This window comes from Tenericutes bacterium MZ-XQ (genome assembly GCA_002838205.1).
In the GTDB taxonomy this organism is placed as follows: domain Bacteria; phylum Bacillota_I; class Bacilli_A; order Acholeplasmatales; family Acholeplasmataceae; genus Mariniplasma.
The window spans coordinates 59,815-73,160 of the sequence record CP017950.1; the positions used below are offsets into that span (position 1 = coordinate 59,815).

At 33.0% G+C, this 13,346-nt stretch carries 11 protein-coding genes; all 11 read left to right on the forward strand.

The features are described 5' to 3' along the window. Positions 1-99: 99 nt before the first annotated feature. The 11 genes from ligA to BK011_00330 all read left to right on the forward strand — a co-directional run bounded on the left by ligA (position 100) and on the right by BK011_00330 (position 13,207). Positions 100-2,079: a DNA ligase (NAD(+)) LigA gene (gene ligA, locus BK011_00280; GenBank protein ID AUD64204.1), complete on the forward strand. Its 1,980-nt coding sequence runs from the start codon at positions 100-102 to the stop codon at positions 2,077-2,079. Next, positions 2,072-4,885, forward strand: coding sequence for an excinuclease ABC subunit A (locus BK011_00285; GenBank protein AUD64205.1), 2,814 nt, complete (start codon positions 2,072-2,074; stop codon positions 4,883-4,885). Before ligA ends, BK011_00285 begins: the two co-directional genes overlap by 8 nt. Positions 4,886-4,933: 48 nt before the next feature. Then, the gene (locus tag BK011_00290) at positions 4,934-5,455 is read left to right on the forward strand and encodes a hypothetical protein (protein AUD64206.1); all 522 of its coding nucleotides are present in this window, start codon (positions 4,934-4,936) and stop codon (positions 5,453-5,455) included. A gap of 3 nt (positions 5,456-5,458) precedes the next feature. After that, on the forward strand, positions 5,459-6,397 hold the full coding sequence (locus BK011_00295; protein ID AUD64207.1) for an HPr kinase/phosphorylase: 939 nt from the start codon (positions 5,459-5,461) through the stop codon (positions 6,395-6,397). A gap of 103 nt (positions 6,398-6,500) precedes the next feature. Continuing rightward, positions 6,501-7,352: a prolipoprotein diacylglyceryl transferase gene (locus BK011_00300; GenBank protein AUD66097.1), complete on the forward strand. Its 852-nt coding sequence runs from the start codon at positions 6,501-6,503 to the stop codon at positions 7,350-7,352. After that, positions 7,333-7,965 carry a hypothetical protein gene (locus tag BK011_00305; GenBank protein ID AUD64208.1) on the forward strand — a complete coding sequence of 211 codons (633 nt, stop codon included), beginning with the start codon at positions 7,333-7,335 and terminating at the stop codon, positions 7,963-7,965. Before BK011_00300 ends, BK011_00305 begins: the two co-directional genes overlap by 20 nt. 27 nt (positions 7,966-7,992) lie before the next feature. After that, positions 7,993-8,907 (forward strand): hypothetical protein, encoded by a 915-nt coding sequence (locus tag BK011_00310; protein ID AUD64209.1) that lies wholly within the window; start codon positions 7,993-7,995, stop codon positions 8,905-8,907. A 1-nt stretch (position 8,908) separates the two neighbouring features. Further along, positions 8,909-9,850: a DNA-binding protein WhiA gene (locus BK011_00315; GenBank protein ID AUD64210.1), complete on the forward strand. Its 942-nt coding sequence runs from the start codon at positions 8,909-8,911 to the stop codon at positions 9,848-9,850. Beyond that, positions 9,847-10,209 (forward strand): holo-[acyl-carrier-protein] synthase, encoded by a 363-nt coding sequence (locus BK011_00320; GenBank protein AUD64211.1) that lies wholly within the window; start codon positions 9,847-9,849, stop codon positions 10,207-10,209. Before BK011_00315 ends, BK011_00320 begins: the two co-directional genes overlap by 4 nt. Before the next feature lie 99 nt (positions 10,210-10,308). After that, entirely contained in the window at positions 10,309-10,980 is a 672-nt protein-coding gene (locus BK011_00325; GenBank protein AUD64212.1) for a hypothetical protein, read from the forward strand. 43 nt (positions 10,981-11,023) lie between these two features. Further along, positions 11,024-13,207, forward strand: a complete 2,184-nt coding sequence (locus BK011_00330; GenBank protein ID AUD64213.1) for an RNA-binding transcriptional accessory protein — start codon at positions 11,024-11,026, stop codon at positions 13,205-13,207. Positions 13,208-13,346 lie beyond the last annotated feature (139 nt).

Sequence of the window (13,346 nt, forward strand, 5' to 3'; positions counted from 1 at the left end):
CTTTAATAGAAGATATAATCTTCTAGGATAAAAAATCACAAGGTTTAACACATTTGAAATCACTTAATTAATGTTATAATATGATTGGGTGATGACTAGATGAATTATAAACAAAGGATTGAAGAACTAACTCAAATAATTAATCAGGCAAATTATGATTATCATACTTTAGATCAACCTACCATAACTGACTATGAGTATGATCAGCTTTTAAAAGAATTAGTTGATTTAGAAAATAAGTATCCAGAATATAAATTAGAAAACTCTCCAACAGATAAAGTTGGCGGAGTTGTTTTAGATAGTTTTGAAAAAGTGACACATCAAATACCTATGATGAGTTTATCAAATGTTTTTGATGAAGAAGAACTGAGTGCATTTGATGAACGCATTCGTAAAGTCACGGATCAATACACGTATCTTTCTGAGTTAAAAATTGACGGGCTAGCAGTAAGTATCCGCTATGAGAATGGCAAGTTCGTAAGAGCTGCAACTAGAGGTAATGGGCAAGTTGGAGAAGATATTTCTGAAAATGTTAAAACCATTAAGAGCTTACCTTTAACATTAAATGAAAATATTGATATTGAGGTTCGTGGTGAAATTTTCATGCCACACAAGAGTTTCAATAAACTTAATGAAGAACGTATGGAACAAGATCTACCACTATTTGCAAATCCAAGAAATGCAGCTGCAGGAACAATCAGACAGTTAGATTCTAAAGTCGCTGCAAAAAGAAATTTAGATATTTTCCTATATCAAATTGTTAGAGCTGAAGATTATGTGAGTACCCAAGCAGAAGCACTAGAGCTATTAAAAAAACTTGGATTCAAAGTTAATGAAAATTATAAACTCAATCAAAACTTGAAAGAACTTATCGATCAAATACATAAGTATGATGATCTTAGAAAAAAACTAAATTATGAAACTGATGGAGTCGTTATTAAGATTAATGAGTTCGATTTACACGAAAGTATTGGATATACTGCAAAATATCCAAAGTGGGCGACAGCATATAAGTTTAAAGCAGAACAACAAACAACTTTGTTAAAAGACATTACTTTTCAAATTGGTAGAACAGGTGTTGTTACACCGGTTGCTGAATTAGAACCAGTTTTTATTTCGGGATCTAAAGTATCTCGTGCGACACTTCATAATGAAGACTACATCAAAGCAAAAGATATCAGAATCAATGACATGGTGATTGTCCATAAGGCAGGAGAAATCATACCTGAAGTTGTTGAAGTTGACATGACATCAAGGAAAGAGCAAAAACCTTTTGAGATGATCGATACTTGTCCTGTTTGTCATGAACCATTAGAAAGAAAAACAGGAGAAGCGGATTACTTTTGTACAAATGATGGGTGTCCCGGAAAGCATATCAACAGTCTGATTCATTTCTCATCGAGAGTAGCGATGGATATTGATACACTTGGTGAAAAAGTTGTAGAAACATTACATGAGTTAGGGTTTCTAAATACAATTGCAGATATTTACACACTTAAGAATCACGAAAATGATCTTAAAGGTCTTCCTGGTTTTGCAGATAAAAAAGTTGAAAAGCTATTAAATGCAATTGAAGATAGTAAGAAGCAAAGTTTTGACAAACTTATTTTTGGGCTGGGCATCAAACATGTTGGTGCAAAAGTAGCTAAAGTATTAGTTTCAAATTATCCGTCTATGGAACAACTTAAATCAGCAACTTATGATGATTTGATCAACATCAATGAGATTGGTGAAATGATTGCACAGTCAATCGTTAATTATTTTGAAAAACCAGAGAACATAGAACTCATTTGCAAATTAGAATCGTATGGACTAAACATGTCTTATGAAACCACAAAAGTAATGGACCATGAGTTTAATGGTAAAACATTTGTATTAACAGGTAAATTAGAAAATTACACAAGAGATGAAGCTCAAGACATTATTGAAAAGTTAGGTGGCAAGGTGAGCTCATCGGTCAGCAAGAAAACAGATTATGTTTTAGCAGGAAGCGATGCTGGATCAAAACTACAAAAGGCTAAAGATTTAGAGGTCACTGTACTTGATGAAGCAGCATTTAAGGTGAAAATTAATGGATGATAAAATCAGAGTATTTGGTGCAAGAGAAAACAATTTGCAAAATATAGATATCGAAATTCCTAAAAATAAACTTGTCGTCATGACAGGTATTTCTGGTAGTGGTAAATCATCACTAGCTTTTGATACGTTATATCAAGAAGGACAACGTAGATATATGGAAAGTTTGTCTGCATATGCAAGACAGTTTTTAGGGAATTTTGAAAAACCAGATGTTGATCGTATCGATGGTCTTTCACCATCGATTAGTATTGATCAAAAAACAACATCAAACAATCCGAGATCAACAGTAGGAACTGTTACTGAAATCTATGATTATTTAAGATTATTGTATGCACGTATCGGGATTCCTTATTGCCCTGGCTCAAATGAACCTTTAACTAAACAAACCATTGAAGAGATGACAAAAAGAGTGATTAGTTTTAAAGAAGGTAGCAAAATCATTGTCATGTCCCCAGTCATTGAAAGACAAAAAGGAACGCTTAAGAAAACTGCGGAGCAGTATTTAAAAGAAGGGTTCACAAGAGCATACATTGATGGAGAAACACATCTTTTAGAAGAGTTCCCAGATTTAGATAAAAATAAGAATCATGATTTTTATTTAGTGATTGATCGTCTCATTGTTAAAGATGGAATTCGTTCTAGATTATATGATGCTTTAGAGTTAGCTGCAAGACTTGCGAGTGGTAAGACAAAAGTTTTGGTGGATAATGATGCAATGGTATCATTTAGTCAAAATTATAGTTGCGAAGATTCGGATTTCACAATACCAGATTTAGAACCTAGACTTTTTTCATTTAACGTACCTATCGGAGCTTGTCCATCATGTAATGGTTTGGGGTATCGATTAGAAATTACAGAAGAGTTGGTTTTAGATCCTGAAAAACCATTGTTAGAAGGCGGACTTGTTCCATATAAAAATAACGATGGTGAAAATTTAACTTCACAAATGATCGAAGAGGTATGTAAAGCCTATAAAATCGATTTAAATAAACCTGTAAAAGAATTATCTAGAGAACATTTAGATATTGTTTTATATGGTTCACCTGATCCACTTCATTTCAAATTAAAATCATCATCAGGAAGAAAACATGAAACAAACGATTATTATGAAGGTATGATTACAAACTTATCCAGAAGATATAGAGAAACAACGAGTGACTGGATTAGAACTTGGATTGAAAACTTCATGGTCGAATCTGAATGCCATACATGTTATGGCGCAAGACTTAATCCGAGTGCTCTATCAGTTAAAGTCGGAGGATTAAACATTGATGAGTTCACTAGATTATCAATTGATGATGAAATTAAGTTCTTAACAGATTTAGAGTTAGGTATTGAAGAAAAACAAATCGCAAGACTTGCGCTTCAAGAAATCATCAACAGACTAACATTCTTGCAAGATGTAGGATTAGGTTATTTAACTTTACATAGACAAGCTGGAACTTTATCTGGTGGTGAAGCACAAAGAATTAGACTTGCTACACAAATTGGATCAAAACTTTCTGGTGTGTTATATGTATTAGATGAACCTTCCATTGGTCTGCATCAAAGAGATAATCAAAGACTTATTGATACACTTCATAAGATGAGAGATTTAGGTAATACTTTAGTTGTTGTTGAGCATGATCACGAAACAATGCTTGCAAGTGATTATTTAATTGATATTGGTCCAAGAGCAGGTAAAGCTGGTGGACGAGTGGTTGCTGCTGGAACACCAGAAGAAGTCATGAACCATAAAGACAGTATTACAGGTAAATACTTAAGAGGTGAACTTGAAGTTGAAACACCTAAAAAGCGAAGAAAAGGTTTAGGGAAAGACATTATGGTTATGGGCGCAAAAGCCAATAACTTAAAAGATATTACTGTATCTTTTCCGCTAGGTAAGTTAACGGTTGTAACGGGTGTATCCGGAAGTGGTAAATCTTCATTAGTTAATGAAGTTTTACTCAAAGGGATGCAACAAAAATATTACAAATCTAAAGATAAGCCAGGAGAACATACAGCAATTAATGATCATCAACTCATTGATCGTGTCATTGAAATTTCACAATCACCGATCGGTAGAACACCACGATCAAATCCTGCAACATACACAGGTGTATTTGATGACATCAGAGATTTGTTTTCGAAAACGAATGAAGCGAAAGCTAGAGGTTATTCAAAATCAAGATTCTCATTCAACGTCAAAGGTGGACGTTGTGAAGCATGTGGTGGTGATGGAGTTAAAAAGATTTCAATGCACTTTTTGCCAGATGTTTATGTTCCTTGTGAAGTTTGTGAAGGATTAAGATATAACCATGAAACTCTGCAAATCAAATACAAAGGCAGTCACATTGCGGATGTTTTAGATATGACGATTGATGATGCGATGGATTTCTTTGAAAACCATCCAAAAATATATCAAAAACTTAAAATCATTCATGATGTTGGGTTGGGTTACATTCAACTTGGGCAATCGGCTACCACTTTATCTGGTGGTGAAGCTCAAAGAGTTAAACTAGCAAGTGAGCTTTATAGAAGAATCACTGAAAGATCCATCTATATTTTAGATGAACCAACAACAGGACTACATACTGATGATGTCGGACGATTACTTCAAGTGTTACATAGAATTGTTGATGAGAAAGCAACTATGGTTGTTATTGAACATAATTTAGATGTCATCAAAAATGCCGACCATATCATTGACTTAGGACCGGAAGGTGGAGAATTGGGCGGATATATCGTTGCTCAAGGGACACCTGAACAAATAGCTAAAGTTAACGAAAGCTATACAGGACAATATTTAAAAAAGGTTTTAAAATAGTAAAAAATAAACTATTTTTGTTATAATAGAATGTGCGTGGGGGTTCATATGAACGATAAAGATCCGAAAAAACCAAGCGAAGAAGATATCAAGAAGTTAATTGAACAATTAAATAAGAAAAAAAGTAGTAAAAATACTGCAGTTAGTTTTGGATTTCTACTTCATAAGAATTATGTAGTTCATATGGTACTTTCACTACTCATTAATTTCTTAATTAGTGCAGTTGTTATCGGTCTTGCAAGTGGGATCAATCAACCACTTGTAGAACTCGAGATACTTGGTTATATACTAGCCATCATCTTGCTGACCTTAATTGAGAACTTCGTGAAAATTCTCATGTTCAAGTTTTTTATGAGGGCGATGATTTTATCCATGGGATTATTATCCATTTTAGTCCAAATTGTGATCTTAGCTTTCATTGATATGATATTGATAAGAGGATTCCGTTTTATAGGTGTTGAACATTTAATCATCTTCTCGTTCATATTTACGATACTGAGATTTGTGTTATCCACCTATATAAGAAGATGGTTATTTATGAAAAAAATTAGATTTTTGGAGGGCAAATAATTTATGAAGTTAAAGGTTAAACACTTAATAAAAGATTTAGATTTAAAAGTTATTGCCGGCAACAAAGGATTGGAAAATGAAGTTAAAGTTGAAATGTTATCTAGACCTGGAGTAGAACTTGCTGGATTTCTAGAGTTTTTCGATAATGAACGTTTAATCCTGATCGGTTCAAAAGAGCACCATTTCATGAACTTATTACCTCCTGACATCAAAAGACAAAGAATCGAAGATATTATGATTCAAAAACCACCTGCAATGATATTTTCTGTCAATGTAGAGATGGAAGACATGTTTGTTGAACTTGGAAATAAGTATAATGTCGCAATCTTAAAAAGCGATAATAGAACTACAGCATTAAGTTCATTGCTATATGCCTATCTACATTCAAAGTTAGCACCAAGAATTAGTGTTCACGGTGTTTTACTCGATATACACGGGATGGGAACGTTAATTACGGGAAAATCTGGGATTGGTAAGAGTGAAACAGCACTTGAGTTGATTAAAAGAGGACACATTTTAATTAGCGATGACCGTGTGGATATCTTCGAAGCTGCACATGGTGTTTTAATTGGAAGTGCCCCAAAGATTTTAGAAAAGTACATCGAAGTTAGAGGTATTGGTATTGTCGATGTTGTTTCTATGTTTGGAGCAGGTGCTTACAGGGAAAATAAAAAAATTAGACTTGTTGTAGAGCTTGAGCATTGGAAAAAAGGTAAGCAATACGATCGTTTAGGTATCGAAACTCAAATGGTTAAATACTTTAATACAGAAATCGCTAAAATCACGATTCCAGTATTACCAGGCCGAAATGTCGCAACACTTGTTGAAAGTGCTGCAATGAACCAAAAATTAAAATATTTAGGATATAATGCTGCTAAAGACTTAACTGATGCAGTTTCAAAAAGAGCAAGAGGACAACGAAAGGACGAGGAAGATGATTGATTATATTAAAAAACATAAGCAAGCAATATATTTATATGGAGGAGCGCTTTTGGCTTTCATGCTTGTCATCTTAGTTGCAGTGACTTCATTGAATGGTTCACCTATGGATAGCGCACTGAATCAATTTGATAATCAAACCGCGCTTGACTTAGGTTTTGCACAAGTGACATGGTATGCGACATTCATATTAACAGGTATCATAATTGGTGCAACCTTATCTTATTTTGAATTTAAGAAACTAGGATGGGATACTGAAATCTTATTTGATGGTTTACTATATGCAGTACCACTTGCGATTGTGGGAGCTAGATTATATTATGTAATCTTTGATCCAACACCAAACTACAATTCATTTATCGATGTAATTAATATCACAGAAGGTGGATTGGCTATTCATGGCGCTGTTATTGTAACAATTATCTTTCTAATCTTTTTTACAAAGAAAAAGAAAATTGATTTTTGGGTAATGGCCGATATTATTGCCATAGGCTTTTTAGTCGGTCAAATTATTGGTCGTTGGGGTAACTTCATGAATGGTGAAGCTCATGGTCCAGCGATTACAAGTGAGTTTATCCTTAAATTATTACCTAATTTTATTGAAACAAATATGACAAATCCAGTTACAAACATCACATATCACCCAACATTCTTTTATGAAGGACTATGGAATTTTGTAGGTTTAACAGGATTACTCATCACAAGAAGAATGAAAATCTTTAAAGTTGGAGATATGATTGCCTTATATCTTATTTGGTATGGTTTGGGACGTGGATTAATCATTGAACCACTCAGACAAGATCCTTTATATATTTTCGGATTAAAAGCCAATATTGTTTTATCATTAACACTATTTGCTGGTGGCGGTGCATTATTACTTATCTTAAAACGTATTTTATTTAAAGATCAAAAATATTATGTAGAAATGTTGGTGAATCATGAAGACAATACTCTTTGATTTAGATGGCACTTTGATACAAACACCAAAAATTATCTTAGAGTCTTTTAAACTAACTTTTGAAAAATATTTACCAGAAGTCAAACTAGAACCAACTGAGCTCAGTAATTTTCTAGGTCAAACTTTGTGGAAAACTTTTGGGTTTTACACAAATGATGATCAAGTAGTAGATGATATGATTGCTTACTATAGAAAAATATCTGATGAAATGATTGAAATGGGGCTAGAAACATATCCAAATGCTAAAAGCACTATACGTTATCTTAAAAAACATGGGTGTAAGATTGGTATTGTCACATCGAAGATGAGAGAGGTTGCAACATACCATTTAAAACTAACAAATTTATTTGAAGACATTGATGGCATCATTGGTTATGAAGATGCGACAAATCATAAACCTCATCCGGAACCGATTTTAAAAGCATTAGAGCTATTTAACGCAAACAAACATGATACGATATATATCGGTGATCATGAAAATGATATAAAAGCAGCTAAAAAAGCTGGCATTGAAAGTTGTGCTGTGACTTATTCTGATCGAATGAGAGAGATGCTTTTTGAGCAACCAGAATATGTCATCGATGACTTAGATAATCTAAGGGATATAATATAAAAATTGATATAAAAAGGAGTTTTAAAAATGTTATATGATGTATTAATTATAGGTGCAGGTCCTGCGGGAATAACTGCAGCTATCTATGCTCAAAGAGCAAATTTGAAAGTAGCTATGTTTGAAAAAGATACACCTGGTGGGCAACTTTCAAAATACAATGAAATTGAAAACTATACAGGTGCAAAAAAAGTTGCTGGTTATGAACTTGCAACGATGATGATTGATCATGCTTATGAATTAGGTGTCGAAGTCATCTATGATGATGTGACTAAAGTTGAGTTAGATGGTAGTATAAAAAAATTAATTACACCAAACCAAACATATGAAGCGAAAGCTGTCATTGTTGCAACAGGTAATGTACCTAGAAGACTTGGTGTCGAAAATGAAGATGAACTAGCAATGAATGGCATTAGCTGGTGCGCAATTTGTGATGGACCTTTATATAAGGGTCGTAAAGTTGTGGTTGTTGGTGGGGGTAACTCAGCTGTTGAAGAAGCAAGTTATCTTGCTACACTAGCAACACATGTCACTGTTGTACAAAACTTAGCTGATTTAACTGCTGATCCTAAAGCTCAAGATATTTTAAGATCAATGAAAAATGTTGATATTAAATACTCAACAGTTGTATCTAAGTTCTTAAAAGATGATAAAGGTTTAACTGGTGTCGTTATTAAAGCAGCAGATGGTACTGAAGAGACAATTGAAGCTGATGGTGTATTTGAATACGTTGGGTTAACTCCTGTAACTGACATGGTTAAAGATCTAGGTATTACAAATAAGTATGGCTATATTGAAGCAGATGAAAAGATGCAAACTAAAGTACCTGGGGTTTATGCAGCAGGTGATGTTATTGTTAAACAAATAAGACAAGTTGTTACTGCAACTGCAGATGGTGCAATCGCTGTTCAAAACGTCTTAAGATATTTAGAAACTTGGAAGTAATATGAGTTTTGCTAAAACTGTAAAAGAAGAACTGGTTTCAGTTCCTATTGGATTAGAAGAACAACTTGCTGAGTTTTCAGCATTCTTAAATCTTCACACAGAATTTCATATTGAAAACAAACATAAAATGTTAGATTTCAAAACAAACAATCCAACCGTTGCAAAACGGTTTTTACAGTTGGTAAAAACGCTTTATCAAGCGGAAACAAGCTTAATGACACAAAAACAATATAAACTCAATCAAAAACAAACAGTCATCATTAGAGTTTTATCTAAGGTTGAGGATATTGTTAGCGAACACAGTCTATTAGAAAATGCAATTGAATCACAGGAATTACTCACACAATCTCCAGACGCAAAAAAAGCATATTTGAGAGCAGCGTTTTTAAGTAGTGGCTCTGTTAATCATCCTAAGACTGCAGAATATCACTTAGAGATTTTTGCGACACATCCAGATCACATCATTTTTATTCAACAGCTCATGAATGTATTTGGTTTAAATGCTAAAATCACTAAAAGAAGAAATGGATATATTGCATACTTAAAAGATGCAGAAGGCATTAGTGATTTCATGCAAATTGTTGGTGCACAGAACAGTGTATTTAAATTTGAAGATATTAGAATCAAAAGAGATTTTAATAATTCAATTAATCGTATAATGAATTGTGAGATTGCAAATGAGAAGAAAACGATTGTTGCCTCAAACCAACAAATCAAAGATATCAAATTGATTGAAAAATATATGCAAAAAAAAGATCTTGATGAAAGACTCATAAATATTATGAATTTAAGAAAAAGTCATCCAGATGTATCACTTAGAGAACTGAGTGATTTGTATGAGCAAACATATAAAGAACCATTGAGTAAATCAGGGTTAAACCATAGACTTACAAAAATCAAGCAGCTTGCAGAGCAAATAAGAGAAAGTAGGGGTCTATCATGATTTTAGGTATGGGCATTGATTTAGTAGAACTTGATCGTATCAAAGAATTATTAGATGATCGGTTTATTGATCGAATTTTAAGTGCTGATGAAAGAAAGCTATATGATAATATTGCTGACGAAAACACAAAGTTAGCTTTTATTGGTGGAAGATTTGCAGGAAAAGAAGCTATCTTCAAAGCAATATCAAAAGGTAAAGGCAAAACAAATTATAAAGATTTTTCGATTTTAAAAGATGAAAACGGAAAACCATATGTCGAAACTGATTATTTTACAGATCATGAAATGATTCATATCACAATAACACATACAGCACATTATGCTTTAAGTTATTGCGTGATTGAAAAGGCTTCTTATTGAGAAAAACTGATTATTTTCGATAGATTTACATATTTCGGCAATTAGTTGTATTTTAAAGGTTTTTTAGGTATAATCTTCTATGATAGGATGTGAACAGACATGGCGAAAAAACAAAACAAAAACGCAAAAAACAAAGCAAAAAATAAAGCAAAATCTACACAAAATAAGAATCAAAAAATTGCACCAAAGCAAAGTATTCCTGAAACTAAGTTAAAAGATAAGAGAACATTAACTAAAAATGAGGTACTGTTCTTCAGAGTCGGAGTCACTGTTGTTGCAATTGGTTTAGTCGTAGCAGCAATTGTTATGATTGTAAATTATTATATGGGACGAGAAGAAGTTGGTCCATATGATGATTATCAACATTTTGCTACTGAAGAGTTAGTTGCGATGACTCAAAAGATCAATGATACCACTTATGGTGATTTAGATTATTTTGTTGGCAAATCAAAATATGATGAGTTTAGAGTCGTTCTAAATGATAATGATGTATTCTATTTCTATTTCTATGATGGCAATAACATCAATGAAGAAATTCAAGCTGAAATTGAGAGTTTAGAAAATATCAGTGATTTACCATTAATATTTGTGGATTTATCAGATGTTCTGAATGCAGAATTGCTTACAAATGCAAGCCTTTCTCATTTAAATTTAGATGCTGAAGCTGATGATATGTTGCTAATCTATGATATGCAACCAGAATCTGTAGATGGTTTCTTTGAGTTAGAAACAGATGTTGATGATATTATTTTAGCATTACAAAACATTTAAAAGGGCATTGCCCTTTTGTGCTATATAAAGGAGTAAAAAAAACATGAATGAACAAATTATTAGTGAAATCAAAAAGCAGTTAGGTATTGCGGATAAACAGGTAAGAAGTGTTCTTGATTTGCTTAATGAAGGTAATACGATTCCGTTTATCGCTAGATATCGTAAAGAAGCTACTGGTGGTCTTGATGAAGAGCAAATCAATGAGATTCATAAGACTTGGGAGTATCAAAACAATCTTCTTGATCGAAAAGAACAAGTGATTAGACTCATTGATGAAAAAGGTATGCTTACAGATGAATTAAAAGCTGAAATCTTAAAAGCTGATAAACTTGTTGAAGTTGAAGACTTGTATCGTCCATTTAAAGAAAAGAAAAAGACAAAAGCGACTGAAGCTGTTGCAAAAGGTTTGGAGCCGCTTGCGACATTTATGATGATGTTTCCAAATGACTCTATTGAAGATAAAGCTCAAGAGTTTCTAAACGATAAAGTAGAAACTGTTGAAGAAGCCATTGAAGGCGCTAAATATATCATCGCAGAAATGATTTCTGATGATGCGAATTATCGAAAAGCACTGCGTGCAGAAATGGTTAAGGCTGGAGTCGTACAAACATCTCTTAAAAAGAATGCAGAAGATGAACGTAAAGTCTATGAGATGTATTATGATTACAGTGAACCTGTAAGACAAATGAAACCACATAGAGTTTTAGCAATTAATCGCGCAGAAAAAGAAAAAGTTATTTCAGTGAAAATTGATTTAGATAAAGAAAGAATGACCTCTTATTTAGAGAAAAAGATCATTAGAAATGAGAATTCAACTGCAGCACCTTTCATTAAAGATGCTATTGAAGATGCATTAAAGAGACTTATATATCCATCTTTAGAAAGAGAAGTTAGAAGTGAATTAACTGAAAAAGCTGAAGAACAAGCGATTGAAGTGTTTGCTGATAATCTTCAAAAACTACTCTTGCAACCACCACTTAAAGGTAAAGTTGTTTTAGGTGTTGACCCTGCATTTAGAACGGGATGTAAACTTACGGTGTGTAATGAACAAGGTACTGTTTTAGATAAAGGGGTAATCTACCCTCATGAGAAAACAAAGGGTGGTACGGTTACTGATAAACAAGTCAATGACTCTAAACGTGAGATCATTAGACTCATTCATAAATATAAAATCCAAATTATCGCAATTGGTAATGGAACAGCAAGTAGAGAAACTGAAAGTTTTATTGCTGATTTGATTAAAGAGTTCCAAATGAAAGTTCAATATGTGATTGTAAATGAAGCTGGTGCTTCAGTGTATTCAGCAAGTGATCTTGCTCGAGAAGAATTCCCTGATTTTAGCGTCGAAGAACGCTCAGCAGCATCCATCGCTAGAAGATTGCAAGATCCACTTTCAGAACTTGTTAAAATCGATCCTAAGAGCATTGGTGTTGGTCAATATCAACATGATGTGACACCTAAAAAGTTAAATGATAGCTTAAACTTCGTAGTTACTCAAGCTGTTAATAGTGTTGGTGTGAATGTTAATACAGCAAGTAAAGCTCTATTAATGTATGTATCAGGCCTAAATAAAACAAGTGCAGAAAACATTGTTAAATTTAGAGATAAAGTTGGTAAGTTTAATAATAGAGAAGATATTATTAAAGTTCCAAGACTAGGTGATAAGACATACGAACAAGCGATTGGGTTCTTAAGAATTCCTGAAAGTGATGAAGCGCTTGATGTGACTTCAGTTCACCCGGAAAGTTATCCAGTAGCAAAAGAAATCATGAAAAGATTTAATATTACTGGAGATATGTTTGGTAAAGATGAAGTGAAATTAATCGTTGAACATATGGATCGTCCTAAACTGCAACAAGAATTAAGTGTAGACAAATATACACTTGATGATATATTAGATGCATTTATCGCACCGATTAGAGACCCTAGAGATCAGTTCCAAACACCAATATTAAAAAGTGATATTTTAAAACTTGAAGATTTATCTATTGGGATGGAACTTGAAGGTACAGTTAGAAATGTTGTTGACTTTGGAGCATTTATTGACATTGGATTAAAAGAAGATGGACTCCTTCATATTTCAAAAATATCAAAGAGCTATATCAAACATCCAAAAGATGTATTAAACGTTGGAGATATCGTAAAAGTATATGTATTAAACATCGATAAAAACAGAGGCAAAGTTGGTTTGACAATGTTACAAGATACACTCCAATCATCGAAATAAATACTATCTAAATATAAGTAAAATGCTTCTCATATAAGAGTAAGCATTTTCTTTTTGATTTTAAGCATAATATCATTGACAAAAATACTTATTTAAGTTAAAGTAAGGAGGTTATATGGCCACAGAGTATTATCATATA

Coding starts and splice junctions, on each gene's coding strand:
- ligA (AUD64204.1), top strand. CDS start 100: ATGAATTATAAACAAAGGATTGAAGAACTAACTCAAATAATTAATCAG.
- BK011_00285 (AUD64205.1), top strand. CDS start 2,072: ATGGATGATAAAATCAGAGTATTTGGTGCAAGAGAAAACAATTTGCAA.
- BK011_00290 (AUD64206.1), top strand. CDS start 4,934: ATGAACGATAAAGATCCGAAAAAACCAAGCGAAGAAGATATCAAGAAG.
- BK011_00295 (AUD64207.1), top strand. CDS start 5,459: ATGAAGTTAAAGGTTAAACACTTAATAAAAGATTTAGATTTAAAAGTT.
- BK011_00300 (AUD66097.1), top strand. CDS start 6,501: ATGGATAGCGCACTGAATCAATTTGATAATCAAACCGCGCTTGACTTA.
- BK011_00305 (AUD64208.1), top strand. CDS start 7,333: ATGAAGACAATACTCTTTGATTTAGATGGCACTTTGATACAAACACCA.
- BK011_00310 (AUD64209.1), top strand. CDS start 7,993: ATGTTATATGATGTATTAATTATAGGTGCAGGTCCTGCGGGAATAACT.
- BK011_00315 (AUD64210.1), top strand. CDS start 8,909: ATGAGTTTTGCTAAAACTGTAAAAGAAGAACTGGTTTCAGTTCCTATT.
- BK011_00320 (AUD64211.1), top strand. CDS start 9,847: ATGATTTTAGGTATGGGCATTGATTTAGTAGAACTTGATCGTATCAAA.
- BK011_00325 (AUD64212.1), top strand. CDS start 10,309: ATGGCGAAAAAACAAAACAAAAACGCAAAAAACAAAGCAAAAAATAAA.
- BK011_00330 (AUD64213.1), top strand. CDS start 11,024: ATGAATGAACAAATTATTAGTGAAATCAAAAAGCAGTTAGGTATTGCG.